The organism is Mesorhizobium sp. P2_F5 (genome assembly GCF_056403715.1).
Genome location: NZ_JBFUEY010000009.1, coordinates 123,770 through 149,080, shown reverse-complemented (window position 1 = coordinate 149,080; position 25,311 = coordinate 123,770). Strand labels below are relative to the sequence as shown.

Genomic DNA, 25,311 nt, shown 5'->3' with positions numbered 1-25,311 from the left:
CATGGAGAAACCGGTGACGACCTCGGCACAAGCCACCGCGCTTGCCTGTCTCGATGGCATCCAGCCGTCGCTGTCGGCGTGGACGCGCACCATTTTCGATTTCGGCGAGACCGCATGGCGCGAATACCAGTCGGCGGCCTGGTATGTCGCGCGGCTGAAGCATGAGGGTTTTTCCGTCGAAGAAGGCTCGGCCGGCATGCCGACCGCCTTCTGCGCCCACTGGACGAACGGTCCCGGTCCGACCATCGGCATGTACGCCGAATATGACGCCGTGCCCGGCAACTGCCAGGATGCGGCGACGGTGAGGCGGCCGCGCCCGGGCCTCGGCAGCGAGGCCGGCGGCCACACCGATCCGCATTCCGGACTTGGCGTCGCCAGCCTCGGCGGGCTTCTGGCCACCAAGGCGGCGATGCAGCGCCACGGTATCGAGGGCACGTTGCGCTTCACCGGCGAGCCGGCGGAGAAGGTGCGGGGCTCGAAGCCGATCCACGCGGCAAAAGGCTACTATGACGGCCTTGCCGGCATGATCTCCTTCCATCCCTTCTACATGCTGCCGCTCTGCAACACCGTGCGCTGGGACACGCATTGCGGCGCGGCCTATGCAATGATCTACCGCTTTGTCTGCGACGAACCCGAACATTGGGTGCGCGCCGGCGATGGCGCGCCGATCCCGCAGGCGCATTCGGCGGTGCGCGCGCCCGGCGCCAACGATGCACTGATGACCATGTACATGGCCTCCAAGGCGCTGCGCGATTCCATGCTGCCGCACCAAGGCGGCTGGTCGATCAGTGAGGCGATCCTGACGGCAGGGCAGGCGACCGCCGACAATCTGCCGGCGGGGCTCTCCGAGATCCAGTACATGATCCGCGTGCCAACCATTGCCATGGCCGAGCAGGTCACATCAGTGCTCGACCGCAATGCGGCCGCGGCCGCCGCGATCAGCGGCTGCCGCTACGAGCGCCATTGGGTGTCGAAGTCGCGGCCGGGTCTCGCTAACCACGCCATGGCAGGGATTACTTTTGAAGCGCTGTCCGCGGTCGGCCCGCCGCACTGGGATGAGGCGGCGAAGGCGATCGCCCGCGAAGTCCAGGTCAATGCCGGCGGCACCGCCACCGAAAACCCGTTCATCGACGAGATGGAGCGGCTGATCGCGCCGCAAGAGGCCGAGGCGATCCTGCGCCGCGACCTGCCGCCGTCGCAGATCAACTCGACCTCCGACGACTATACCGATATGAGCTGGCACGCCCCGACGGCGCGCTTCTATGTCGCCCGCCCGGCGCTGCGTTCCGCGAACGGCCACGCCTATCCGTCCTGGGCGATGAATGCGCTGGGTGGCATCTCGGCCACCATCGATCCGATGGTCATTTGTGCTGCCAAGACGGTAGCGCTGGCGGCACTCCGCCTGCTCGACGACAAGACCGTGCGCGATGCGGCGATGGACGAATTCGTCACCCGCACCGGCGGCGGCATCGGCGGCTCGAAGTGGATCGCGCCGCTTTGCGATTATGACCCGCCGATCAATTTCCGCTGGCCGGAATATGTCACCACAGCGCGCGGGCGCGACTGGTGGATTCCGAGCAGTCAATCCAATCAAGCTGCATAGTCAAATCGAGGAGAACCCCATGACCGTCCATGACCGCATCGTCGCCGAGCCGTTTTCACTGCAGCGCCGCAATCCCGCCGGCGGCACCAAGCCGCTGACATCATGGGGTTTTGCCAACGAGACCGACGTGCTGACCGACGTGCTGCTCGGTTCGCCCAACTTCCTGCGCCACCTTTCGACCAGCTCGCTGTCGCGCAAGCACCTGCGCGAGGCGCCCTGCAACGTCCAGATCGCGCAGGCGCAGCACAAGGACCTCGTCGCCGCCTACGAGCATTTCGGTGTCAACATCCACTGGCATGAGCCGACGCCGGAACTGCCGATGCAGGTCTATTCCCGCGATTCCAGCGTCATGACGCCCTATGGCGCCTTCATCACCGCCATGGCCAACTGGTGGCGGCGCGGGGAAAACTATGCCGCCATCCGCACCTATGAAAAGCTCGGCATCCCGATCTACGACATGGTCACCGCAGGTACCTTCGAGGGCGGCGACTTCAACGTCATCGAGGAGGGGGTGGTGCTGATCGGCTGCGGCGGCGCCCGCACCCAGGAAGAGGGCGCCCGCCAGGTGCAGGCCTGGTTCGACAAGGAGGGCTGGGAAACCCGCATCGCCTTCATCGACGAATACTATGTCCATATCGACCTGATGGTGGTGCCGATCGCCGAAAAGCTCACCGCCGTCTGCCTTGCCTGCACCGAGCCCGGCATTGTCGACTGGCTGAAGGGCAAGGGCCACGAGATCATCGACGTACCCTTCCAGGATACGATGGCGCTCGGCTGCAACTTCATGTCGCTCGGCAAGGACAGGGTCATCGCGCCGACCTCGAGCCAGTCGTTGATCGGCCAGCTCAAGGCGCGCGGTTTCGAGGTCGCGGCCGTCGACATGAGCGAGATCTCCAAGACCGGCGGCGGCATCCACTGCATGGCGCAAGCGCTCAAGCGCGAGCCGGCGTAAGGGCACGGGTTGTCGCATTTGACAAAACAGGCCTGAGAGGGGAAATTGATTCGATCAATAGAGGGGGATTCTGTGAAGAAATCTTATGAAAAGCCGAGCCTGGCCAAGGCAGGCAAGCTCGGATCGGTGGTCGCTTCAATCTCGTCGAAGCCCGCTCCCTGAGCGTCTGCGGCCGTTGCAGGCCGAAATTAGGCTGTCCTGGCTAGCGACAACCGGATCGAATTGCATGATTTGATGTCAGCCCGCCGGCTTTTGAGCGGCGGGTTTTTTGCGTTGGACCAGAGCGCTGTCGCGTGAGCCACTCGCCGCGTATCAACTGGCTAGTCCGGTCTGTCCGAACCTGAATTGAATTTGCGTCTGGCGTTTTCCAGATGCGCGCGCATCGCTTGCCCGGCGGCTTCCGGGTCATGGCGCTCGATCGCCTCGAACACCGCCTGGTGGCCGGCGAAACTCTTGCGATTCTCGATTTCGGTGTTGGCCATGTGGATGCGCTGATTGATCAGCCATTCGACCAGCGCCTCATGCGCGGCGAGGAAGATCGGATTGCCGGGGATGACGGTCAAGGCGCGGTGAAACGCGACGTCGGTGACAGCGAAGGCCCGCGCCCGGGCGATGGCACGCTCGTTTTCGGCCAGCGCGGCGGCCAGCGCGTCGATCTGTTCGCGTGTCGCCACCTCGGCGGCATGGCGCGCGATTGAGACCTCGAGAAACAGCCGCAATTGCTCGAAATGGCCAATGCCGTCGGGCTGATCCATCAAAAGATGCGCCGTTCCGGTCAGTTGCTCCAGCATGTTTTTGGGCGTCGGCCGCGTCACTTTCGGCCGCTCGCCGCTGTTGATGCGCACCAGCCCCATCTTTTCCAACGCAAACAACGCCTCGCGCACCGAGGGGCGGCCGACGTCGAACATCGACATCAGGTCGCGCTCGGACGGCAGCGAGGCGCCGACCGGATAGACCTCGTCGCGGATCATCGCCTCCAGGCGAAGGCGAACTTCATCCGACAATTTTTTTCGAACTGGCATATTGTGCATGGTCTACCTTTTAAGCTATTAGACCAGTCGCCGCAAGCGAGGATCTTGCGCAATCGAAGGGATGGAGGTCGCCGTTTTGCCGATGGGCGCGGCGGTCGCGCGACAGACGAGGATCTGGCGCGAAATCGGCCTGGAGCAGGGGCATGGCCTCGATTTCGGCCGGCGAAAGCAACGGGAGGAAAATTCCATGAGAAGACTGTTGATGAGCTTTCTGTCGGCGCTGGCGCTGACGTTTGCTGTCGGCGCCGCGAAGGCCACGGATGGCGGCACGTTCCGCTCGGCGATGCGCACCGGCTGCATCGAGATGGGCACGCTGCACACCACGTGCGGCCACAGGCTCGACGAGACGGTTCTGCAGGGTCTCGTCCACATCAAATGGACGGGCGACGGCGTGCAGCCGATGCTGGCCGAGGCCTGGAAGACGCCCGACGGCGGCAAGACTTACATCTTCAACTTGCGCCACGGCGTCAAATGGCATGACGGCACGCCCTTCACCGCCAAGGACGTGGTGTTCAGCCTCAACCTCTACGCCAACCCCAAGGTCGGCTCGCCCTGGGCGCAGAAGCTTGGCGCGGTCGCAGGATACAAGGCTTTCCAGGATGGCTCGGCCTCCTCGCTTGCCGGAGTGAAAGCACTCGATGACATGACCGTCCAGATCGAGCTCGACAGCGCCAAGCCGCTCTGGGTCGAGCTGCAGCTTATCGCCATCAGCATCTTTCCCGAACACATTCTCGGCAAGGTCGCACCCGCCGACATCAAGGGCAACGCCTTCTGGGTCAACCGCGTCGGCACCGGCCCGTTCATCTGGAAGAAATACGAGAGCGACCAATATGTCGAGGTCGACCGCAACCCCGACTATTTCCTCGGCGCGCCGAAGCTCGACCGCATCATTTACCAGATCTACAAGGACGTGCCGCCGATCATCGCAGCACTGGAGACGCAGGAAGTCGACGCCATGTCCTATGAAGGCGGCGGCGTGCCGATCTCCGAACTGCCGCGCCTGCAGAAGCTCGACTATCTGACGGTGCTGCCGAAATTCTCCGCCGGCCTGCCGACCTATTTGCAGTTCAACCTGGAGAACAAGCGCTTCGCCGATGTGCGTGTGCGCCAGGCGATGCTCTACGCCATCGACCGCAAGGCCATCATCGAGACGGTCAAGCAGGGCGCCGGTGAACTGTTGAACACGCTGTTCCCGCAAGACTGGGCGCGCGCCAAGGACCTCGAACCCTACGACTACAATCCCGACAAGGCCAAGCAACTGCTGACCGACGCCGGCTGGGACGCCAGCCAGCCGGTCGATTTCATCTACTACTATTCCGATCAGATGAACGTCGACACCGTCACCGCCATCCAGAGCTATCTGGCCGCCGTCGGTGTCAACATCCAGCCGCGCCTGCTCGATCCGGCGGCGATCAACCAGGTCTACGCCGACGGCAGCTTCCAGATGGGCTTTTTCGCCAACGGCATGGGGCTCGATCCCTCGCTCGGCTCGCCGCTGGTGGTCTGTGGCGCCAAGCCGCTTGCCATGGGCTACTGCAACCCGAAGGTCGACGAACTCTTCAACAAGGGACTGGAATCCAACGACCGCGCGGTGCGCGCCGCGAGCTATCAGGAGGCCTCGCGCATCCTCAACCAGGACCTGCCAAAAGCCTGGCTGTGGAACGAGGTGCGGCCGCTGGCCTTCAACAACCGCATCGTCGGCCTTGCCCAGCACTTCAAGGAGCAGCCGCTCGTGATCTTCAATCACCCGGTCTACAACGAAGTCGAGAAGTGGGAAGTGGCGAAATAGCCACTGCCGATACCCTTGCCGGTCGTGGGGCTCCGCTGGAGCCTCACGATCCGATGTCTCAGAGCCGCCTTCAGCCATAGGAGAGGCCGGTGCTCAGCTATCTCCTGCGAAAACTGCTGTTCAGCATTCCGGTGCTGTTCGGCGTTACCGTGATCGTCTTCGCCATCGCCCATGCCATGCCTGGCGACGCGGTGCTGGCGATGATTACGGCGGAGGCGCCGTCGAGCGAAGAGCTGATCGCCATGCGGCGCGGCGAGCTCGGCCTCGACCAGCCGCTCTACATCCAGTACCTCAACTGGATCGGCCAGATCCTGCACGGCAATCTCGGCCGCTCCTTCGTCAATGGCCGCGGCGTCGGCGACATTATCGCCGAGCGGCTACCGATGACTCTGGAGCTGATGGGCGTGGCGCTGCTTGCTGCCTTCATCATCGGCACCGCGCTCGGCGTGATCTCGGCGCTGCGGCAATACAAGCTCACCGACTATTCGCTGACACTCTCTGGTTTTGTCGGCGTTTCGATCCCGGATTTCTTCATGGGCCTGCTGCTGGTCTATGTCTTTGCGCTGGAGCTGCGCTGGCTGCCGTCGTCGGGCATCTCGACCGCCGGCGACAGTTTTTCGCTGCTCGACAATCTCAAGCACCTGATCCTGCCCGCGGCGGCGCTCGCTTTGTTCCGCGCCGCCATCTTCATGCGCTATGCCCGCGCCGGCATGCTCGAAGTGCTGAACCAGAGCTATATGCGCACCGCCAAGGCCAAGGGCCTGCGCCCCAGCACGATCACGCTGCGCCATGGCCTGCGCAATGCGCTGATCCCGCTGGTCACGGTCTTCGGCCTCGCACTGCCGACTTTGTTCGGCGGCTCGGTGGTGATCGAGACCATCTTCCAGTGGCCGGGCATCGGCCTGATGTTCATCGATTCCGTCGTGAACCGGGATAGCCCCGTCATCATGGGCTATGTGCTGATCACCGCCATCATCGTCATGCTGGCCAACCTTGCTACCGACCTTGCCTACAGCGTGCTCGACCCCAGGGTGAGCTATGACTGACGCCACCGCCGCCGACATGACGATTGCCGCCGGCGCCTCGCGCGGCCTGTGGGGCGAGGCAGCGCGCCGCTTCCTGCAGCACCGGCTGGCGACGCTTGGCCTGATCATGCTCGCCATCATCGTGCTCGCCTGCGTTTTGGCGCCGCTGATTGCGCAGTACGGGCCGAACGATATCGATCTCAGAGGCCGCAACCAGCCGCCTGGCAGCATGCATTGGCTGGGCACCGACGGCACCGGCCGCGACATCTTTGCCCGTATCCTCTATGGCGGCCGCATCTCGCTGACCGTCGGCTTCGTTGCCGTGGCGATCTCGGCGGCGATCGGCATCTTCATCGGCTGCGTTGCCGGCTATTTCGGCGGCAAGGTCGACCTTCTGCTGATGGGCCTCATCGACATGGTGCTGACCTTTCCGCGCCTGGTCATCATCATCGCTTTCGTCGCCGTCGTCGGACCCAGCATCTTCAACACCATGGTGGTGATCGGCCTGCTCAGCTGGCCGTCCATCGCGCGGCTGACGCGTGGCGAGATCCTGGCGCTGCGCAACCAGGAATTCATCCATGCGGCGCGTTCGCTCGGCACCTCGCCATCGGTCATCATCCTTGAACACATCCTGCCCAATGTGCTGAGCCCGATCCTGGTCGCGATCACGCTCGACGTGGCCACCGTCATTCTGCTTGAGGCGTCGCTCTCCTTCCTTGGCCTCGGCGCGCAGGCGCCGGCTGCCAGTTGGGGCAACATGCTGCGCGATGCCCGCACGCTGTCGATCCTGGAGAGCCAGCCGTGGATGTGGATCCCGCCCGGCGCTATGATCGCCATGGCCGTGCTCAGCATCAACTTCGTCGGCGACGGCCTGCGCGATGCGCTTGACCCGCAGCACATTATGGGCGGCAAATGATGCGGCCGGACACGCTCGCCCATGATCAACCTGCCGAACTGCCGGGGCAGGCACCGGTGCTTTCCGTGCAAGGACTGAGCGTCGAGTTCGGTCCGCGTGGCAATTCCGTCTATGCCGTCAACGACGTCTCCTTCGAACTTGCCGAAGGCGAGTCGCTGGCCATTGTCGGCGAGAGTGGCTCGGGAAAATCGGTCACCGTGCAGACGCTGATGGGCCTGATCCGCAAACCGCCCGGCCGCGTCACCGCTGGCCGGGCGCTGTTTCGCGGCCGCGACCTCCTGGCCATGCCCGACGGCGAACTGCGCCAGATACGCGGCCGCGACATCGCCATGATCTTCCAGGACCCGATGTCGTCGCTGAACCCGGTGCTGACCATCGGCCTGCAACTGACCGAGGCGCTGCGCGAGCACCAGGGCTTGAGCGAAGCCGAGGCCGAACGCCAGGCGCTCGACATGCTGGAACTGGTTGGCATCGCCAACGGGCCGCAGCGCATGCGCGCCTTTCCGCACCAATTTTCGGGCGGCCAGTTGCAGCGCATCGGCATCGCCATGGCGCTGGTCTGCAAGCCGTCGATCCTGATCGCCGACGAACCGACGACGGCGCTCGACGTCACCATCCAGGCGCAGATCGTAGAACTGGTCGGCAGCCTGCAGAAGCAGCTCGGCATGGCGATCATCTGGATCAGCCATGACCTCAGCCTGGTCGCCGGCTTCGTCGACCGCGTCGCGGTGATGTATGCCGGCTCGATCGTCGAAAGCGCGCCGGTCGATGCGTTGTTTTCGGCAACGACGCACCCCTACACGATCGGCCTGTTGAACTCGATCCCGTCGCTGACGGCTGACAACACCAGGCTGGTGCCGATCAAGGGCGCGCCGCCCAACGTCACCTTGCCGCCGACCTTCTGCGCCTTCGCGCCGCGCTGCGATTACGCCGAGGCGCGCTGCCGTGAGGCGAAGCCGCCGCTGGAAGCGGTTGGCGCCGGCCACACCACCGCTTGCTGGCGCTGGCGGGAGGTCGACCATTTGCCACGCTCGCCGGCCGCGGCATCGGCAGCGAAGCCGCCTGGTGCGGCCGGGCAGGAGGCGCTGCTCACTGTCACCGATCTCAAAGTGCATTTCCCGATCCGGCGCGGCGTTTTGCGGCGGCAGGTCGGCGCGGTGCATGCCGTCGACGGCGTCAGCTTCGAGGTGCTGCGCGGCGAAACACTGGCGCTGGTCGGCGAAAGCGGCTGCGGCAAGTCGACGACCGGCCGCGCCGTGCTTGGCCTGGAGCGGCCGAGCGCCGGCAGCATTGTGTTCGAGGGCAGGGACTATGCCGGCGCAACCGGCGAAGAGCTGAACCAGCGCCGCCGGGACATGCAGATGGTGTTCCAGAACCCGTTCGGCTCGCTCAATCCGCGCATGACCGTCGGCCGCATTATCGGCGAAGGCCTACGCGCCCAGAAGATCGGCACCCGCGCCACACGCGATATCAGGGTCAGCGAGTTGCTGGCGCTGGTCGGCTTGAGGGAAGCGCTGCGCAACCGCTACCCGTTCGAGCTTTCCGGCGGCCAGCGCCAGCGCGTGGGCATTGCCCGCGCGATTGCCACCAATCCGAAATTCATCATTGCCGACGAGCCGATCTCGGCGCTCGACGTCTCGATCCAGGCGCAGATCGTCAACCTGCTTGATGACCTGAAGACACGCCTCGGCCTGACCTATCTGTTCGTCGGCCACGATCTGTCGATGATCCGCTACCTCAGCGACCGCGTCGCGGTAATGTATCTCGGCCGCATCGTCGAGATCGGCGCCACGGCGGCGGTGTTCGGCACCCCGCTGCATCCCTATACGCGGGCGCTGCTGTCGGCCATTCCCGTGCCCGACCCGAAGGCCGGCGGCACGCGCCGGCGCATCGTGCTCGGCGGCGGCGTGCCCGACCCGTCGAAGCCGCCCCCCGGCTGTCATTTCCATCCCCGCTGCCCGAAGGCGACCGACATCTGTGGCAAGGTCGATCCGCAATCGCGCGATTTCGGCTCGTCCGCTTCGGGCCAGCACCTCGTTGCCTGTCACCATGCCGGGGAGGTCTGACCGATGCCTCCGATTTCCAGCCGGCTACCGAAAAAGATGCCGAAACAAAGCCATAGCGCCGGAACCGGAATCACTGGTTCAGGCACCGATTTCCCCGAGACAATCCTGACAGCACCGAAGGCTTAAGCAATGACCAGAGAACTAGCGGGCATGTATGCCGCCTTGATGACCGGCCTCAGCGATGCCGGCGAGTTCGACCCCGAGCGCCAGCGCAACATCAACGACTACGTGTTGCGCCAGGGCCTGGCCGGACTCTATGTCGGCGGCAGCAGCGGCGAGTCCGGCCTGCTGACGGTGGACGAATTGTTGGCGCAGCAGGAGGTGGTGTTCGCCGGTGCTGCGGGGTCGGGCGTCAATCTGATCGCCCATGTCGGCATGCCGAACCTGCGTGATTCCATCCGCCTCGCGCGGCAGGCGAAAAAGCTTGGCTATCACGCGCTGTCGGCGCTGCCGCCGCATTCCTATCCGTTCTCCGACGAGGAGGTATTCGGCTATTACCAGGCGCTCGCGGCGGCGACCGACCTGCCGCTGATCGTCTACGAAATCCCCTTGCGCACCGGCCGCCCCTTGCCGCTTCCCCTGTTGGTCAGGCTCCTCGATCTCGGCAATGTCGTCGGCATCAAATACACCTCCACCGACCTGTTCAAATATTCGCTGCTGCGCAAGCGGCAGCCGCAAAAACTGTTCTTCTACGGCTTCGACGAGATCTACGCCGCCGCCGGCATGCTCGGCACCGAGGGCGGCATCGGCACGACCTACAATCTGCTCGGTCGGCTCTATGTCGCGATCGACCAGGCGGTCCGTGCCGGGGACTTGGCCCGGGCGAAAACCCTGCAGATGGTGTCGCAGGATTTCGTCGAAGTGCTGCTGGAAACCGGCGTGCTGCCGGGCATGAAAGCGGCCTTCCGGGTCATCGGCGTCGATTGCGGCCCGACCCGTGCGCCGATGGCGCCTGCTGTCGCCGATGCCGAGGATCGGATGCGCACCGTTCTCGCCAGCCCGGCGATCAAGGCGTGGCTGGCGTGACAGGCAGCCTCACTCGGTCCTCTGCCTGAACTTCGAATGACAGTTCGAGCAATCCTGCAAGATGAGATGCAGGATATGCTCCGCCGGCAGTTTGGCCGGATCGGCTTCTGCCGGGACCAGGCGCTTGCCGAGCAGGCTGCCGCCGCCCATTGCCAGACCGGTGCCCATGCGCATGTCGTCGGTAATGCTGCTGTCAGGCGCGTGCTCGGCCTTGGCGGCCAGCGTACCGGCCAGCGTCCCGATGTGATTTGCCAGCGCCTCGAACTCAGCTCGCGCCGGATCGATCTCCAGCCTGGCCTGCGAAGGTGGCCCCAGCGATGCGCTCGGAAATTCGGCAATCAGCGCAGGGCCGGTGCGTGTGCGAAGGGTCTGCGCCGCCGCCTTGAAGGTCGCGGCGTCATAGGCTTGCCTGCCGTCGAACATGCCGGCGATGGTTTTAGCCGCCGCCGCCATCTCCTTCATCGATGCCTGCCGTGCCGTCACGATCGGTCCGTCGCCGGCAGAGGCGGCCACTGCGAAGGCACAGACCAGCAACAGCAGCGCCGCTCCCGCCGTCCATCTCACGGCGCCACGTCCATGCCGGCCAATCCGTCGATGAGCAGGCAGCGGGACGTCGCCGGCAGGTCGGATTCTTCGGTCGCGATGCCGCTGCTCATGGGGCCGATGTCCATCATTGAAGCTGTTTACTTTGCAACGCGTAGGCCTTCCAGCCACCGGAAGGTCAACGGAATAAAGCAGCCGATCAACGGGCAGTCGGCTTGGGCTTGCAGCAAGCTGACGCAGCGTTTCCTTGACTTGGATCGCAAAAACGGGCAGCAAGGCGAGGGTGAGGGAGAGCATTTCTACCGTGGCGCAGACCATGGAGGGCTCTTTTTTCGTATCGGGCACCGTATAATCGGTGGCTGATGGAGGGATTGGTTAACCAACTTTGTCCATCTTTTGATTCAATCGGCAACAGACGCGAAAGGTGCAGGGGGCACCAGCGAACTGTGGATGTCACGGATGCGAGGGTCGCAAGCCTGCATGCCGATTGAGAGTGGTTGTATGGCGTTTTTGCGTTTGAAAGACCGGGGCGACAATCCTGAACGGGATTTGACTTCGAAGAGATCCGGCCAGCGCTGGGTCGTGGTGCCGGTTGTCGGCGCGGCCCTTGCGCTGTGGTCGGTGGCGACCATGGCCGGCCTCTATTCGCTGGGGACTTCGCTCACCGCCGCTTCCAACACCTTGCCGCAAAGCCTGCTTCTGCCACGCACCATCACGCTTGCCGATTCGCGCCGCAGCCTTGCCAATTCATGGGCGCCGCGGCTTTCGGCGCAAAAATCACAGGCCTCGCTGCTCAGCCAATGCGACGCCGGCTGCGCGCATGCCGCCGCGAGCTTCGCGCATGACGGCAAGATGGCGCGGCTGAAGCCGGCCGCGCATTCCATCGCACCGAACGCAGTCGCCGCAAACACTCATGCTGGGCCCAACACCAGCATTGCACTTGTCACCCCGCGCGATGCGCGCTTCGACGGCGTGGTGGCCAAGGCAAAGCTGTCGCCGCAAAAGCTGGCTGCCGCCTTCGCCAAGGCCTCGAATGCGCCCTTCATGCTTGCCAGCCTTCCGGCCGCTGCCCGTTTTGCTGAAGTCCGCATGCCCGACCAGCATGGCCCGGCCTCGGAGCGCTTTGGGCCGGAAGTGGCTGAGATCGAACGCTCGTCCCGCCTAGCGCTGGCGCTGGCCAACACCTTGCCGGATCAGGGCGCAGACATGCTGGCGCCGCCGCCGGCTGTCGCGGCAATTGTCGGAGCGCAAAATCCTGAGCAGGCCGAGGTTCAGGTCGCCTCGCTGCCGCCGCAGGATGATCTGCCCGACAACATTGCACTGCCGGGTCGGCGTCCGCGCGCCGAAACCGCTCAGCCTGCCGAGGCGCCCAGCAAGCCCAAGGCGCAAGCGGCCAAGCCACAGACAGACAGGGCGGCCGAGACCGTCGCACCCCAGTCGCCGGGCATTGTGTCGCCGCGCTCGCCGCGCAGTAGTTCGGACGTCGCCGCACTGCCGGGCGTGCCAGGCAGCCAGACCATCCGCACCAAGCCGGGCAGGCGGACCAAGGCGCAAGCCGGCGAGATGATGGCCTACGCCAAGCCGGATGTCCCAGCTGGCGGTGTCGGCCGGGCCTTCAAGGATCTGTTCGCCACGCCCGGAATGGGCGGCGGCGTCGCCGTTTACGATATCTCGGCCAAGACCGTCTACATGCCGGATGGTTCGCGGCTCGAGGCGCATTCGGGGCTGGGCTCGATGGTCGATCAGCCGCGCTTCGTCCACAAGAAGAATGTCGGCCCGACGCCGCCCGACACCTATGATCTGAGGCTGCGCGAATCCCGCTTCCACGGCGTCGAGGCGATCCGTCTCACCCCGGTCAGCGGCAGCAACAAATATGGCCGCGACGGCCTGCTCGCGCATACCTACATGCTGCGCGGCGGCCGTGCGGAATCCAATGGCTGCGTCGTCTTCAAGGACTACGCCCGCTTCCTCGCCGCCTACAAGAAGGGCAAGATCAAGCGCCTCGTCGTCGTGCCGCGACTCTCGAAGCCGCTGACGCAGGTCGCCCAGGATGGGCGGGGAGCGTAGGGCAGTAGGCAGTAGGCAGTAGGCAGTAGGCAGTAGGCAGTAGGCAGTAGGCAGTAGGCAGTAGGCAGTAGGGGCTGGAAGCCTCATCTGCCTTGTTCCTTGTTTCTGCCCCTATTGCCTATTCCCCACTGCCTATTCCCTTTCCCCCCTCGGGCAGCCTATGACTGAGACGGGCGGTCGGCTCTGAATTCACCACGAGGACATCATGACAATACGCGCTGTCGTTTGGGGCGAGAACATCCATGAGCGGACCAATGAGGTGGTCGCCACCCTCTATCCCGAGGGCATGCACACGACCATCGCCAAGGCGCTGAACACCGACAAGGCGATCTCCGCGTCGACCGCCACACTGGAACAGCCGGAGCATGGCCTGTCGGCCGACCGTCTGGCCGAAACCGACGTGCTGGTCTGGTGGGGCCACAAGGACCATGGCGCCGTTGCCGACGAAGTCGTCGAGCGCGTCGCTCGCCGCGTCTTTGAAGGCATGGGGCTGATCGTTCTGCATTCGGGCCATTTCTCGAAAATCTTCAAGCGGCTGATGGGCACGCCCTGCACGCTGAAATGGCGCGAGGCAGGCGAGCGCGAGCGGCTCTGGGTGACCAGCCCCAGCCATCCGATCGCCGAAGGCATCAGTGAGTTTTTCGAGCTCGAGAACGAAGAAATGTATGGCGAGCAGTTCGCTGTGCCGGAGCCGCTGGAGACGGTGTTCATCTCCTGGTTCCAGGGCGGCGAGGTGTTCCGCTCCGGGCTGACCTATCGGCGCGGCGCCGGCAACGTCTTCTACTTCCGCCCGGGCCATGAAACCTATCCGACCTATCACGACGCCAATGTGCACAAGGTGCTGCGCAATGCGGTGAAGTGGGCGCACAACCCGCAAGGCACGAAGTCAGCCATTCTTGATGCGCCGAATGTGCCGGTCGACAAGGCGTTGGAGCCGATCGTCGAGCGCGGCGGCAAGTTGCACGCCTCGGGCGAGGCGGGTTTCCGCTAAAACAAAATCCAAGAAAAAGGCGTGGCGGCTTCCCCACGGAGTCGCCTAGACCGCATTCGTCCCATATGGTTGAATCGAACCAATTTCGCTCGGAGTGCAGAAAATGCGGCTTTTGATATTGGGTACCGGCTGGATGGCGCAGGAGCATGCCCGCCGCTTTGGCGCCATTGATGGCGTTGAGATCGTTGGCGCTGTCGATGTCGATGAAAAGCGCGTTGCCGAATTCGCCGACGGCTTCAAGATCCCGAAGCGCTTCACATCGCTGGAGGCAGCGCTCGACTGGGGCGGCTTCGATGCGGTGGCCAACGTCACGCCCGACCGTATCCACCATCCGACGACCATGGCGCTGATTGCGGCGGGCAAGCCGGTGCTGTGCGAAAAGCCGCTGGCCGAAAACTTCGGCAAGGCGAGCGAGATGGCTGACGCGGCGCAAGCCGCTGGCATCGTCAACATGGTCAACCTTACCTATCGCAACGTCGCTCCCCTGCAGAAGGCACGGCAGATGGTGCTGGCGGGCGAAATCGGCACCGTGCGCCATGTCGAGGCGTCCTATCTGCAGAGCTGGCTGGTGTCGAAATTCTGGGGCGACTGGCGCACCGATCCGAAATGGCTGTGGCGGCTGTCGCGCGGCCACGGCTCCAACGGCGTGCTCGGCGATGTCGGCGTCCACATCCTCGATTTCGCCAGCTATGGTGCGGCCCTCGACATCGACCATGTGTTCTGCCGGCTGCGCGCCTTCGACAAGGCGCCGGGCAATCGCATCGGCGAGTATGACCTCGACGCCAATGACAGTTTCGCCATGACGATGGATTTTTCCAACGGCGCTTTTGGCGTGGTGCATGCCAGCCGCTGGGCGACGGGCCACATGAACGAACTGCGCCTGCGTATCTATGGCGACAAGGGCGGCATTGAGGTCGTGCACAATCTCGAAGGCTCGGAGCTGAAGGCGTGCCTGGGCGAGAACATCGAAACCGCCAAATGGCAGGCGATCGACGCCGGCACGGTACCGACCAACTACCAGCGCTTCGTCGATGCGGTCGCAAGCGGCGTGCAGGCCGAACCGTCGTTCCACCATGCCGCCGAGCTGCAAAAGGTCCTGGATCTGGCTGTCGTGTCGGACGAGAAGCGTACCGAGTTGAGGGCCAGCGCCGACACGCAGTAACGTGTCTCGAAAGGGGAGGAGCCCGTTATGGTCACGCGCCGCGCGCAATGTCTCTGCGGCCAGCTGTCAGCCGTCTGTTCGGGCGAGCCGGTGCGCATCTCGGTATGCCATTGCCTGGACTGCAAACGGCGCACCGGCAGTGCCTTCAGCTACAATGTCCGGTTTGCGGAAGGCGATGTGTCGATCGAAGGACGGGAGGCGCATTTCACCCGTATTGGCGACCAGGGCGGCCGCGTCGCCTACAGTTTCTGCCCGGATTGTGGCGCCAGCGTTCACTACCGGATCGACACGCAGCCTGGAGTGATCGCCATTCCCGTCGGCGCCTTCGCCGACCCGTCCTTCCCGCCGCCCTTCCAATCCTTCTACCACGACAGCCGGCGCTGCGAGTGGGTCGAGATCAAAGCCGAGCCCCTGGCGACGTTCGGCTGACCGCTGCGGTTTTTACGGGCGATCCGCCAAATCAAGCAGGCTTCCGCCGCTGCGGCGCGGCGTATTGGCTGCCGGCAAGGCGATTTCTTGCCGGGCTGGTTTGAGCCACTTTCGAAGCAAGTAACCAACAAGTTTGGACAGTGCAAAGCCGGAGGTACCGACGATGATCGCCTTCGTCAGCACCTTCATGAAGTCGCTTGCGAAAATCCGCAATTCTTCCAGATAGGGCGGGCTGTCGAGCAGGCCGGCCAACAAGGCCAGGGGGATTGCCAGGAAAAGTGTCGACCACGGATAGCCGCGGTAGGCCAGCACGTTGAACAATCCAAGGACGACAATCATCAACACGAGACGGCTTTCCTTTGCGCGCGGCTCCGCAGCCGCATGCATAGACGGCGCCGTTTGCAAAACCGTTAGCGACTTCAAGCGAATTGTCGGAAAGAGTGCCGGAGCAGGGCGCGGCTGCGGTCTTCGGCCGCGCAAAGAATCATCCGGCATGCCGCTTTCGACATGAATCGGAACCGTCCGCACGTTCCGCGCATTTCGGAGCATGAACAAGATGATTTCCGACAACGACCAGGGCGTGTCAGGCTGGACGATCAAGCGCGGAGACGGTCCTATCGTCGGGACAGCCATCCACAGCGGCACCGATGTGGACAGCGCTTGCCAGGCGCACATGTGCCTCTCCGACCCCGACCGGCGTCGAGAAGAGGACCCGTTTACCGAGCGCTTCATCGCCGATTTTCCGATCCAAATCATCGTTCATCGATCGCGCTTCCAGGTCGATCTGAACCGTGCGCGCGACGCTGCGATCTACCTGTCCCCGGATCAGTCCTGGGGTCTGAAAGTTTGGCGAGAGCAGCCGGGAGAGGCCATCGTGGAGGGGTCTCTCGCCTTTCACGACGCTTTCTACAGCGAGTTGAAGCGTGTCCTTGCCGATATCGAGAAGCGCTACGGCAGGTTCGTTCTGATCGACGTCCACAGCTACAATCACCGGCGCGACGGACCGCAGGCTGTGCCGACATCCAGCGACGCTGCGCCCGACATCAACATAGGGACGTCTTCGATGGACCGCGAGCGCTGGGCGCCGGTCGTCGACGCGTTCATCGAGACGCTTCGCGGCCACCATCTCAACGGCGAGCCGATCGATGTGCGCGAAAACGTGTCCTTCCAGGGCAAGGGAGAACAGACGCGTTTCGTCCACACCAATTTTCCAGAGACCGGCTGTGCGATCGCGGTGGAGTTCAAGAAGATTTTCATGGACGAATGGAGCGGCGAACCCGACTGGGCAGCAATCGAGCAGCTGCGCGCCGCTCTGGCGTCGACGGTGCCCGTCCTGGTCGAGGCGCTGCGGGCCATGCGATGAAGCCGAAGCTCGTCGAGCCCACGTCTCCACTGGTGCAAATCGAAGCGGACCTTGACGCGCTTTTCCACGACGGCAAGCCGATCCGCCGCGAGTTCGGCAACGGCAACCGTTTGCACATCGATCGGCCGCTGCCCTTTCTGTGCGTCCATGTCGGGTCGCATCAGGATGCGGCATTCCATGCCGTCTCCGCCAACGCGTCCTATTTGATCGCCGCCGACATTGGCCTCGCCGGCGAGGTCGCGCGGCTGGTAGCGCGCCGGCTACACGATTGCTGCGGCGCATTCCTCCTGCTGGACATTGGCGAGTTGGCCGAAGACCGGTTCCTGACGGAGGATGTTCCGTTCCTGCCGCCTTTCGAGATTGCGCTGGCCTGCGGCAACACCGCGGCGGAGAAGGTGGCACTCAAGCGCTTCGCTGATGCTGCATCCGCGCGCGAAGCCAAATACCGCACGCCCCGCGTCGACGAGCTCAGTCCCACCATACGTGCCGAAGCACGGCTCTGGGATGATCCCGCTGATGTGGCATGCCTGACGGTACGCTTCGCACCGATCTACAGGGTGCCGGGCACCAAGCGCGTCTACCCCGAACTCCACGACCTCGTCGTCGCCAACATGGTCGATTCCGCCCTGCAGTCCGTCAGCGCCTTCTTGAAGGCATCGAGCCTGGAACAACCGGCGACCCATCGTTCGCTGGGCCGTCGCGCCTATATCGACGCTGTCGTGCGCGCCGACCGTGCGATCGACAATGTCGCGTCGACTTTCGATTTTCTGCTTGCCGTCACACCGATCAATGCCGAGCCCGCATGGCAGGAATTCCAGGCCGGCGCTTTCGACCGTGTGCCCGTACTGCTTTACCGGCCGCTCGAGCTTGAGGTCGCCGACCAGAAACGCAAGCTCTATTCGATCTCGCTCGATCATCTGGAAGATACGCTGCTGACCAGGCTGCTTTCCGAAAAGCAGCAGGAACTCGATCTCCAGCTGTCGATGCTCGCAGCCCGCGAAACGCCCCGCTTCGTCGAACTCGGACGAGCCCTTTATGGCAGCGTCGAACCGAGCCTGGCGGCGAGGGCGCGCACTATTCTCGAAAGGCTGCCGCGTGTTGCCTCAGCCACCCGTCAGACGGGCCTGGATGCCAACGCCGTTGCTGCAGCCGCGCGAGACATGATCGCCGGATACCGGGCCGCCTATCCCGATTTCGACGCTTCCGTCGAGATTCGCGGCGACCTGCCGGCCGGCCTGCTGGTCTCGCGAAACCGGCTGCTGGTGTCGCGCGATACCAACCTTCCACCGGAACGTCTGACGGCGCTGCTCAGCCACGAGATCGGTGTTCACCTGCTGACCTATTTCAATGGTGCCGCGCAGGGGCTCGGCATCTTTTGCAGCGGGCTCGCCGGTTATGAAGGCATGCAGGAGGGACTGGCCGTGCTGGCGGAATATCTGGTCGGCGGCATGACCACGGCGCGTTTGCGGCTGATCGCGGCGAGAGTGATCGCCTGTCAGGCGATGCTCGACGGCGCAAATTTCGGGGAAGCCTTCCGCATTCTTCGCAGGGATCTCGATGATCGCGAGGCCTTCAACGTCGTTCTGCGCGTTTACAGAGGCGGCGGCCTTGCCAAAGACGCCATCTATCTGCGCGGCCTGTTGCAGATCCTCGATCATCTGAGGAATGGCGGCAGCCTGACACCGTTCTGGATCGGCAAGATCTCCGCCGCGCATTTCGGCGCGATCCAGGAACTCAACGCGCGCGGCCTGCTGCGGGCGCCGCGCCTCGAACCTGCATTTCTCTCTTCCGACGCGGCGCGTCCGCGCCTCAGGAAAGCGATGGCGGGAATCGATCCGATCGATATGGCTGAAAGCTGAGGGGGCTCTAAAATGCGCATTGCGTTCTTCGTCAATTCCATTGAAACCGAGACGCCGGGCTACACGACGACAGCGTTGGCGCTGGCTGCCGTCCAGCGCGGCCATTCTGTCGTCTATGTCGAGCCGGGCGATTTCATCCTGCGTCCGGACGACGGTCTGGCTGTCAGCGTCGCGGTTTTGCCCGATGCTCCCTACAAGACATCAGGCAAGCTGCATGCTGCCCTGCAGGATGCCGCGAAGCAGAAGAAGACTGTTGCCATGAGCGACATGGACATTCTGTTTCTGCGCAACGACCCGTCGCTGGATGGCACCGGTCGGCCATGGGCGGCCAATGCAGGCATCATGTTCGGCCGGCTCGCAGCCGACCGCGGCACGATCGTCGTCAACGATCCGGACGGTCTGGCGCAGGCCCAGAGCAAGCTCTATTTGCAGTCTTTTCCCGAGGCGGTCAGGCCGGCGAGCCTGATATCGCGCAGCATTGCCGAGATCCGCGCATTTATCGACAAACAGCCGAAGGGCTGCATCGTCAAACCCCTGCAAGGGTCGGGCGGCAAGAACGTCTTTCATATTGCCAAGCCCACCGATTCCAACCTCAACCAGATCTTCGAGGCGGCCAGCGGTGACGGCTATCTCATCGCGCAGGTCTACCTGCCGGAAGCCAAGGCCGGTGATGTGCGCCTGTTCCTGATGAACGGCCTGCCGCTGGTGCGCGACGGCAAATACGCAGCCTTCCGTCGCGTGCCAGCCAAGGGCGACGTCCGCTCCAACATCCATGCCGCCGGAACGGCCCGCAAGGTCAAGGTAACGGCCACGATGCTGGGCATCGCCGAGATGGTCCGCCCCAAATTGATCGGCGACGGCATGTTCATGGTCGGCCTCGACATCGTCGGCGACAAACTTCTGGAGATCAACGTCTTCACGCCGGGCGGGCTGACCCGGCTCGCCGACATGTACACGACAGACTTTGCCGCAAGCGTCATCGCTGCCCTGGAGGAGAAGCAAACGCTGCGGCACGCCTATGGAAAGGCCATGACCAATTCGCGGTTGGCGACGCTTTGAGGAGTGGTGGCAGCCGGGATCTGAGCCGAAGCAGACATCCACAGGTGAAGGCGTGCATGACTGCTTTGCGCCGGTGGGTTCAATAGGTCGCCGCAACACTCTTAATCTGAGAGGATGAGGAGGTGTTGCATGGTGACGTCACGGATCCGGGAAACATTCCTTTATCCAACCCGTGGAAGGCACGAGACGCGACCCCGAGTGGGAACGGCTCAGCCCATACCAAGACGCAATGATTTAGGTTACCTTTCTGGGACTGAGCTGTCGCGACCTATGGTCGGGTCGCATCACGTGGGAGACCTTCCTCCAATCTCAAAGCCGCATCCATGCGTCGATCGCTATTTCAGAAGTATTTCTTAGTCTTGTTCGCGGCGGCTATTTTTCCGATGGCTGCCGCTGGCATCAGCAACACGTGGTTCAGCTATGTCGACCAGCATGCGATCCTCAGTGCCCTGCTGCGGTCCGAGGCAACATCCGCGGCCGACAAAATTGAGAGCTTTCTTGACAGCATCCAGCTTACGCTCGGCTCGACGATCTCCCCGGAAGGGAATATGGCCAGCGTAAAACAGCTTCGGCTTCTTGCCGTACGAGCGATGCACCAGGTCCCGGGAATCCTCAGCATCAGTATTGTCGACGGTACTGGCGCGGAGCGGCTGCACATTTCTCGCACTGGCAAAAACAGGACAGAAAGCGGGGCGGATCGCTCAGGCGATCCCGCTGTCGTGGGCGTCAGGACGGCGAAGGTCTGGTACGGCCCAGTCATTTATCGCCCGGATTCCGAACCCTCCATAACCATGGCAATGGCCAGTTACGACAATTTAGTCGTCGCCAACTCCGTCATCGCCGAAATCAGTCTGAAGCCTATCTGGCTCATCGTTTCCGAAATCCGCGTCGGCCGCAGCGGCCAGGGATTTGTCATCGACCAGGCCGGCCGCCTCATCGCGCACCCCACGATCAGCAAAGTGATGCAGGGCGCCGACGAGAAAGCAGCGTTGGCCCTGCGCGAAGTGCGGGATGCGATCGATGCCGCAGGGGGCAGTGCGATTGCAAGCCGCAACGCCGAGAATGAACGCGTTGTGACCGCTGGCGCGCCGGTTACCGCGGCCGGCTGGACGGTAATTGTCGCGCAGTCGCAGGCAGAGGCTTTTGCACCCCTGTACGCTTCATTATGGCGGACTGGCGGGTTGTTGCTCCTCGCCACCGTTCTTGCGGCGGTACTCGCATATTGGCTTGCCAGACGGATGAGCGGGCCTATCCTCCTGATGGAGGAAGGCGCTCTCAAGATCGGTGCTGGACAGTTCGATCACCGGATCAACATCTCCACTGGAGACGAACTTGAGCGGTTGGCTGCTCGATTCAACCAAATGGCGCAGGAACTTGCCACATCGCGGGACCGCGCGGAGCGACTGACGCGGTTGAAGCGCTTCCTTGCACCACAGGTTGCGGAACTTGTAGAGAAGGCCGGTGACGAGCGAATGCTCGCTGGACAGCGCGCAGAAGTAGTCGCTGTTTTTAGCGACTTACGTGGCTTTACTGCATTTTCAGCGCACGCTGAGCCTGAGAACCTCATGCAGGTCCTGCGTGAGTACTATGAGGCGCTCGGCGCGATCATCACCAAGTATGAAGCAACGCTGACCAGTTTTTCGGCGGATGGATTGATGATTCTCGTCAACGCCCCGGTTCCATGTGAAGGGCCGGCGCTTCATGCCGTAAAAATGGCTGTCGACATGCAGGATTCCACACAAGAGCTCATATCTGGGTGGCGGCAACGTGGTTATAAGATTGGCTTCGGCATGGGGCTCGCTATGGGGTGGGCAACGGTGGGTCGAATTGGCTATGAGGCCCGCGCTGACTACACCGCAATTGGTAATGTCGTGAACCTGGCATCGAGGCTGTGTTCGTCCGCTGAAGATGGACAAATCCTTATAGATTATTCCGTGGCACGCCATTTGCTTGGCAACACGCCGATCGTTGACCTCGGTACTCGCCAGTTCAAAGGCCTCGAAGGGCCCGTTCGCGTCTACAATGTTGAGACGCAAAGGATTGAGCGGCCGAATTTAGATTCTGCTGAGAATGACGCCAGGGAAAAGGACTAGGCTCCTCTGCATCGACGTCCGCAATCGTTCTTCCCTGCACCACAAGCGGACCTACTGCTTCCGGCCAAAACTGGACGCTCCTTGTCTGGCTCTGAGCGTCGGCAGTTGGCGTGCAACAGCCTTTCGGACGCGCCGCGTCGAATGTGCGTTTCCCACCATCTCGGCCGCCGGCGGCAGCCAACTGATTGAGCTTTGACCTCAATGCCGCAGAATCTTGCTCAGAAAAGCGCGGCTGCGGTCGGTCTTCGGATCGGAGAAAAATTCCTCCGGCGTGCCGCTTTCGACGATGGCGCCGGCATCCATGAACACCACGCGCTGCGCCACCTTGCGGGCAAAGCCCATCTCGTGCGTCACCACCATCATGGTCATGCCTTCCTCGGCCACCGCGACCATCACGTCGAGCACTTCGGAAATCATCTCGGGGTCGAGCGCCGAGGTCGGCTCGTCGAACAGCATGATCTTGGGCCGCATGCCGAGGCAGCGCGCGATCGCCACGCGCTGCTGCTGGCCGCCGGACAGCTGTGAGGGATAGGCGTTGACCTTGTCGGCCAGGCCGACCTTGGCCAGCAAGTCGCGCCCGGCCTGCTCGGCCTCGGCGCGAGGGATCTTGCGCACATGGATCGGCGCCAGCGTGACGTTTTCCAGCGCTGTCTTGTGCGGATAGAGGTTGAACGATTGGAAGACGAAGCCGATTTCGGTGCGCAACTGCGTCATGTTGGTGGTGGGGTCGCCGAGCCGCTGGCCGTCGACGATGAGGTCGCCGTCCTTGATTGCCTCCAGGCCGTTGATGCAGCGGATCAGCGTGCTCTTGCCCGAGCCGCTCGGGCCGCAGACGACGACCACCTCGCGCGGCTCAACGCTCAGCGTAATGTCCTTCAGCACGTTGAGCGCGCCGAACCATTTGTTGACGCCGCGAAAGTCGATCATGCCGGTTTTGGCCTGGCTTGGCGTGCTCATATTCGTGCGCCCTTTTTGTTCGATGTCACAGCTGCACCTCGCCATGCGCCGCGCCCATGCGGCGTTCGAGCCGGCGGGCCAGCATGATCAAGGGATAGCAGACGATGAAGTAGCCGACGCCGACGAGGAAGAAGACCAGCAGGCCGTTGGGCACGCGCTGCACCACCAGCCAGCCGACTCTTGTGAGGTCGGTCAGCCCGATCGCCGAGACGACGGAGGAATCCTTGATCAGCAGCACATACTGCCCGACCAGCGGCGGCAGCACGATGCGCATCGCTTGCGGCAGCACCACCTGACGCATGCGCTGCCAGCGCGACAGGCCGGACGCCAGCGCTGCCTCGACCTGGCCGGTCGGCACCGATCGGATGCCGGCGGCGACGATCTCGCAGATGAAGCAGGCGGCGAGGTTGGTGAGCGCGATGATGCCGGCGGTGAAGGCATCGAGCTCGATGCCGAATTCCGGCAGGATGAAGAAGATCAGGAAGATCTGCACCAGGAACGGCGTGCCGCGGATCAGGTCGACCCAGGCGCCGATCACGCTCGAGATCAGCCGGTTGCCGCCGGTGCGTAAAATGCCGAGGCCGAAGCCGAGAGCCGTGCCCAGCACCAGGCTGATTAGCGACAGCATCACCGTCATGCCGAGGCCGCGCAAGGCGAGGGGATAGCTGCCGACGAGGCTTTGCAGCTGCTGCCAGATCATGTGCTGCTCCTTGCCGGCTGCAAGCCGAGCCAGCGACTGGACAGCCCCGCCAGTCCTTTGAGGCAATAGTAGAGCAGCAGGTAGAAGGCGGCGATGGTGATGAAACCTTCCGCCGGCATGAAGCGGTCGGACGCCAGCAACTGGCCGGCGCGCGTCAGTTCGGAAACCGAGATCAGCGACAAGAGTGCCGAATCCTTGACCAGCACGATCGCCTGGCCGAGCAGCGGCGGGATCGTCACCTTGAACGCCTGCGGCAGGATGACCAGGCGCATGCGCTGGACATAGGTCATCCCCGAGGCAACACCGGCCTCGACCTGGCCGCGCGGGATCGACAGGATGCCGGCACGAATGATTTCAGCGACATAGGCGCCGCTGTTCAGTGACAGAGCGAGGATGCCGACGACGAGCTCGGGCAAAACGAAGCCGAGACGCGGCAGGCCGAAATAGAGGAAATAGAGCTGCGCCAGCAACGGCGTGGCGCGCACGGCGTCGATATAGGCCTTGGCCGGCAGGCGAAACAGCTGGCCGCGCTGCAGGTTCATGGCGGCGAGCACGATGCCGACCGCGAGCGCGCCGGCAAAGGACAGCGCCGACAGCCACACGGTCGTGATCAGACCCTGCCCGAACAGCGGCAGATATTCGATGATGGTGCGGAAGCTGAAGTTTTCGAGCATGGGCGCACGGCGGTGAAAAGGGAAGGGCGAATAGCGAATAGCGAATAGCGAATAGGGAGTAGGGAAGTCGGGAGCAGCAAAGCCTGGCCGGAACGGCCATTCCCTATTCGCTACTCCCTATTCGCTACTCGCTAATTCCTTAGTGATCCTTCTTCCAGGCGTCGGAATTGACCCAGTAGTCGAGGTTCTTCTGCAGGCGGCCGTCGATGGTGACCTGATTGAGAAACAGGTTCATCCAGATCAACAGGTCGGGCTCGTCATAGCGGGTGGCGAAGGCAAGCGGCTCCTTCGACAACAGGTCCGGCATGATGGTGAAGGTGCCGGCGGGATAAGCGGTCGACTGACCCGTGACCGCCGAGACGTCGTTGACGCCGCAATCGGCCTGGCCGTTGTTGACGGCGTCGAGCAGCAGCGGACCGCCGCCCTTGTAGCTCTTGATGTCGGCATCGGGGAAGGCGTTCTTGGCTTCCTTTTCGCCGGTGGCGCCCAACAGCACGGCGATCTTGGTGCCCTTGGCCTTGCAGTCCTCGGTGGTCTTGAACTTGCTGTCGGCCTTGGTGAAGACGGTGCTGCCAGTGTACATGTAGGGCGTCGTGAAGGCGACCTTCATGCCGCGCGCCAGCGTCGGCGTCATGTCGGCGACGAGCAGGTCGGCCTTGCCGGAAAGCAGCGCCGGGATCAGCCCGTCCCAGTCATAGTCGAGGAAGGTGATCTTGACGCCCATTTCCTTGGCCATCAGCTCGGCGAGTTCGACCGAACTGCCGGTGCGTTCGCCATTGGCGCCGACCAGCGAGAAGGGCGGCCCTTGCGTCTGCACCGCGACGCGCAGTTCACCGCGCTTGGTGATCTCGTCGAGCGTTCCGGCACTGGCAGCCGTCGTAAGGCCCGCAAGCGCAAGTCCGGCGATGAAAAGTCTGGCAATCTTCATGTGGCATTCCTCCCTGTTGTAGCTGTTGTTTTGCCCGCGGATTCCCGTGGGCTCCTTTTTGAGCGGCAGCGCCGTTTG

General features: G+C 63.3%; 22 protein-coding genes. 15 read left to right on the top strand and 7 right to left on the bottom strand.

The window, feature by feature from the left end; all coding sequences use genetic code 11:
- Nucleotide 1: 1 nt before the first annotated feature.
- Together AC1DYO_RS15000 and AC1DYO_RS14995 are read left to right on the top strand one after the other, a co-directional pair.
- Nucleotides 2-1,603 (top strand): zinc-binding metallopeptidase family protein, encoded by a 1,602-nt coding sequence (locus tag AC1DYO_RS15000; protein ID WP_477264413.1) that lies wholly within the window; start codon nucleotides 2-4, stop codon nucleotides 1,601-1,603.
- Nucleotides 1,604-1,622: 19 nt separating this feature from the next.
- Entirely contained in the window at nucleotides 1,623-2,555 is a 933-nt protein-coding gene (locus AC1DYO_RS14995) for a dimethylarginine dimethylaminohydrolase family protein (RefSeq protein WP_477264411.1), read from the top strand.
- 320 nt (nucleotides 2,556-2,875) lie between these two features.
- Here AC1DYO_RS14995 and nanR read toward each other — a convergent pair whose 3' ends face one another.
- A complete protein-coding gene (nanR, locus tag AC1DYO_RS14990) occupies nucleotides 2,876-3,577 on the bottom strand; it encodes a transcriptional regulator NanR (RefSeq protein ID WP_477264806.1) in 702 nt (233 codons plus the stop codon).
- Nucleotides 3,578-3,773: 196 nt separating this feature from the next.
- Between nanR and AC1DYO_RS14985 the strand changes: the two genes are divergently transcribed.
- The 5 genes from AC1DYO_RS14985 (at nucleotide 3,774) to AC1DYO_RS14965 (ending at nucleotide 10,408) form a co-directional block, all read left to right on the top strand.
- Nucleotides 3,774-5,375, top strand: coding sequence for an ABC transporter substrate-binding protein (locus AC1DYO_RS14985; RefSeq protein WP_477264410.1), 1,602 nt, complete (start codon nucleotides 3,774-3,776; stop codon nucleotides 5,373-5,375).
- Between the two features lie 89 nt (nucleotides 5,376-5,464).
- Nucleotides 5,465-6,421 carry an ABC transporter permease gene (locus AC1DYO_RS14980; RefSeq protein ID WP_477264408.1) on the top strand — a complete coding sequence of 319 codons (957 nt, stop codon included), beginning with the start codon at nucleotides 5,465-5,467 and terminating at the stop codon, nucleotides 6,419-6,421.
- Nucleotides 6,414-7,316: an oligopeptide ABC transporter permease gene (opp4C, locus tag AC1DYO_RS14975; protein WP_477264406.1), complete on the top strand. Its 903-nt coding sequence runs from the start codon at nucleotides 6,414-6,416 to the stop codon at nucleotides 7,314-7,316. Before AC1DYO_RS14980 ends, opp4C begins: the two co-directional genes overlap by 8 nt.
- Entirely contained in the window at nucleotides 7,313-9,382 is a 2,070-nt protein-coding gene (locus AC1DYO_RS14970; RefSeq protein WP_477264404.1) for a dipeptide ABC transporter ATP-binding protein, read from the top strand. The genes opp4C and AC1DYO_RS14970 overlap by 4 nt, the downstream gene beginning before the upstream one ends.
- Nucleotides 9,383-9,511: 129 nt before the next feature.
- Nucleotides 9,512-10,408, top strand: a complete 897-nt coding sequence (locus AC1DYO_RS14965; RefSeq protein WP_477264402.1) for a dihydrodipicolinate synthase family protein — start codon at nucleotides 9,512-9,514, stop codon at nucleotides 10,406-10,408.
- 9 nt (nucleotides 10,409-10,417) lie between these two features.
- Here the strand turns inward: AC1DYO_RS14965 and AC1DYO_RS14960 are convergent, their stop codons facing one another.
- Complete coding sequence (locus AC1DYO_RS14960) at nucleotides 10,418-10,972, bottom strand: cytochrome c (protein WP_477264400.1); 555 nt, start codon at nucleotides 10,970-10,972, stop codon at nucleotides 10,418-10,420.
- A gap of 528 nt (nucleotides 10,973-11,500) precedes the next feature.
- On the opposite strand from AC1DYO_RS14960, the gene AC1DYO_RS14955 reads away from it, so the two are divergent.
- From AC1DYO_RS14955 to AC1DYO_RS14940, 4 genes are all read left to right on the top strand, one after another.
- Entirely contained in the window at nucleotides 11,501-13,018 is a 1,518-nt protein-coding gene (locus tag AC1DYO_RS14955) for a DUF2778 domain-containing protein (RefSeq protein WP_477264398.1), read from the top strand.
- Nucleotides 13,019-13,223: 205 nt separating this feature from the next.
- The gene (locus tag AC1DYO_RS14950) at nucleotides 13,224-14,009 is read left to right on the top strand and encodes a ThuA domain-containing protein (RefSeq protein ID WP_477264396.1); all 786 of its coding nucleotides are present in this window, start codon (nucleotides 13,224-13,226) and stop codon (nucleotides 14,007-14,009) included.
- A gap of 103 nt (nucleotides 14,010-14,112) precedes the next feature.
- A complete protein-coding gene (locus AC1DYO_RS14945; RefSeq protein ID WP_477264394.1) occupies nucleotides 14,113-15,171 on the top strand; it encodes a Gfo/Idh/MocA family protein in 1,059 nt (352 codons plus the stop codon).
- Between the two features lie 27 nt (nucleotides 15,172-15,198).
- Nucleotides 15,199-15,600, top strand: coding sequence for a GFA family protein (locus tag AC1DYO_RS14940; protein WP_477264392.1), 402 nt, complete (start codon nucleotides 15,199-15,201; stop codon nucleotides 15,598-15,600).
- A 12-nt stretch (nucleotides 15,601-15,612) separates the two neighbouring features.
- On the opposite strand, the gene AC1DYO_RS14935 is transcribed toward AC1DYO_RS14940, so the two are convergent.
- The gene (locus AC1DYO_RS14935; protein ID WP_477264390.1) at nucleotides 15,613-16,155 is read right to left on the bottom strand and encodes a hypothetical protein; all 543 of its coding nucleotides are present in this window, start codon (nucleotides 16,153-16,155) and stop codon (nucleotides 15,613-15,615) included.
- Here AC1DYO_RS14935 and AC1DYO_RS14930 point away from each other — a divergent pair.
- The 4 genes from AC1DYO_RS14930 (at nucleotide 16,148) to AC1DYO_RS14915 (ending at nucleotide 21,974) form a co-directional block, all read left to right on the top strand.
- Nucleotides 16,148-16,963 carry an N-formylglutamate amidohydrolase gene (locus AC1DYO_RS14930; protein WP_477264388.1) on the top strand — a complete coding sequence of 272 codons (816 nt, stop codon included), beginning with the start codon at nucleotides 16,148-16,150 and terminating at the stop codon, nucleotides 16,961-16,963. The genes AC1DYO_RS14935 and AC1DYO_RS14930 overlap by 8 nt on opposite strands.
- A complete protein-coding gene (locus AC1DYO_RS14925; protein ID WP_477264386.1) occupies nucleotides 16,960-18,822 on the top strand; it encodes a flavohemoglobin expression-modulating QEGLA motif protein in 1,863 nt (620 codons plus the stop codon). The genes AC1DYO_RS14930 and AC1DYO_RS14925 overlap by 4 nt, the downstream gene beginning before the upstream one ends.
- A 12-nt stretch (nucleotides 18,823-18,834) precedes the next feature.
- The gene (locus AC1DYO_RS14920) at nucleotides 18,835-19,881 is read left to right on the top strand and encodes a glutathione synthetase (RefSeq protein ID WP_477264384.1); all 1,047 of its coding nucleotides are present in this window, start codon (nucleotides 18,835-18,837) and stop codon (nucleotides 19,879-19,881) included.
- Between the two features lie 323 nt (nucleotides 19,882-20,204).
- The gene (locus tag AC1DYO_RS14915; protein WP_477264382.1) at nucleotides 20,205-21,974 is read left to right on the top strand and encodes an adenylate/guanylate cyclase domain-containing protein; all 1,770 of its coding nucleotides are present in this window, start codon (nucleotides 20,205-20,207) and stop codon (nucleotides 21,972-21,974) included.
- Nucleotides 21,975-22,172: 198 nt separating this feature from the next.
- Here the strand turns inward: AC1DYO_RS14915 and AC1DYO_RS14910 are convergent, their stop codons facing one another.
- From AC1DYO_RS14910 to AC1DYO_RS14895, 4 genes are all read right to left on the bottom strand, one after another.
- Nucleotides 22,173-22,901, bottom strand: coding sequence for an amino acid ABC transporter ATP-binding protein (locus tag AC1DYO_RS14910; protein ID WP_477264804.1), 729 nt, complete (start codon nucleotides 22,899-22,901; stop codon nucleotides 22,173-22,175).
- Nucleotides 22,902-22,956: 55 nt separating this feature from the next.
- Nucleotides 22,957-23,631: an amino acid ABC transporter permease gene (locus AC1DYO_RS14905; RefSeq protein WP_477264380.1), complete on the bottom strand. Its 675-nt coding sequence runs from the start codon at nucleotides 23,629-23,631 to the stop codon at nucleotides 22,957-22,959.
- The gene (locus AC1DYO_RS14900) at nucleotides 23,628-24,305 is read right to left on the bottom strand and encodes an amino acid ABC transporter permease (RefSeq protein WP_477264378.1); all 678 of its coding nucleotides are present in this window, start codon (nucleotides 24,303-24,305) and stop codon (nucleotides 23,628-23,630) included. The genes AC1DYO_RS14905 and AC1DYO_RS14900 overlap by 4 nt, the downstream gene beginning before the upstream one ends.
- 139 nt (nucleotides 24,306-24,444) lie before the next feature.
- Nucleotides 24,445-25,233 (bottom strand): ABC transporter substrate-binding protein, encoded by a 789-nt coding sequence (locus tag AC1DYO_RS14895; protein WP_477264376.1) that lies wholly within the window; start codon nucleotides 25,231-25,233, stop codon nucleotides 24,445-24,447.
- Nucleotides 25,234-25,311: the final 78 nt, after the last annotated feature.

Bases quoted from the DNA above. Each gene is read 5' to 3' on its own strand.
- AC1DYO_RS14920 (WP_477264384.1), top strand. From the start codon at position 18,835: ATGCGCATTGCGTTCTTCGTCAATTCCATTGAAACCGAGACGCCGGGC.
- opp4C (WP_477264406.1), top strand. From the start codon at position 6,414: ATGACTGACGCCACCGCCGCCGACATGACGATTGCCGCCGGCGCCTCG.
- AC1DYO_RS14995 (WP_477264411.1), top strand. From the start codon at position 1,623: ATGACCGTCCATGACCGCATCGTCGCCGAGCCGTTTTCACTGCAGCGC.
- AC1DYO_RS14905 (WP_477264380.1), bottom strand. From the start codon at position 23,631: ATGATCTGGCAGCAGCTGCAAAGCCTCGTCGGCAGCTATCCCCTCGCC.
- AC1DYO_RS14900 (WP_477264378.1), bottom strand. From the start codon at position 24,305: ATGCTCGAAAACTTCAGCTTCCGCACCATCATCGAATATCTGCCGCTG.
- AC1DYO_RS14965 (WP_477264402.1), top strand. From the start codon at position 9,512: ATGACCAGAGAACTAGCGGGCATGTATGCCGCCTTGATGACCGGCCTC.
- AC1DYO_RS14925 (WP_477264386.1), top strand. From the start codon at position 16,960: ATGAAGCCGAAGCTCGTCGAGCCCACGTCTCCACTGGTGCAAATCGAA.
- nanR (WP_477264806.1), bottom strand. From the start codon at position 3,577: ATGCCAGTTCGAAAAAAATTGTCGGATGAAGTTCGCCTTCGCCTGGAG.
- AC1DYO_RS14895 (WP_477264376.1), bottom strand. From the start codon at position 25,233: ATGAAGATTGCCAGACTTTTCATCGCCGGACTTGCGCTTGCGGGCCTT.
- AC1DYO_RS14940 (WP_477264392.1), top strand. From the start codon at position 15,199: ATGGTCACGCGCCGCGCGCAATGTCTCTGCGGCCAGCTGTCAGCCGTC.
- AC1DYO_RS14930 (WP_477264388.1), top strand. From the start codon at position 16,148: ATGAACAAGATGATTTCCGACAACGACCAGGGCGTGTCAGGCTGGACG.
- AC1DYO_RS14945 (WP_477264394.1), top strand. From the start codon at position 14,113: ATGCGGCTTTTGATATTGGGTACCGGCTGGATGGCGCAGGAGCATGCC.
- AC1DYO_RS14985 (WP_477264410.1), top strand. From the start codon at position 3,774: ATGAGAAGACTGTTGATGAGCTTTCTGTCGGCGCTGGCGCTGACGTTT.
- AC1DYO_RS14970 (WP_477264404.1), top strand. From the start codon at position 7,313: ATGATGCGGCCGGACACGCTCGCCCATGATCAACCTGCCGAACTGCCG.
- AC1DYO_RS14950 (WP_477264396.1), top strand. From the start codon at position 13,224: ATGACAATACGCGCTGTCGTTTGGGGCGAGAACATCCATGAGCGGACC.
- AC1DYO_RS14910 (WP_477264804.1), bottom strand. From the start codon at position 22,901: ATGATCGACTTTCGCGGCGTCAACAAATGGTTCGGCGCGCTCAACGTG.
- AC1DYO_RS15000 (WP_477264413.1), top strand. From the start codon at position 2: ATGGAGAAACCGGTGACGACCTCGGCACAAGCCACCGCGCTTGCCTGT.
- AC1DYO_RS14915 (WP_477264382.1), top strand. From the start codon at position 20,205: ATGCGTCGATCGCTATTTCAGAAGTATTTCTTAGTCTTGTTCGCGGCG.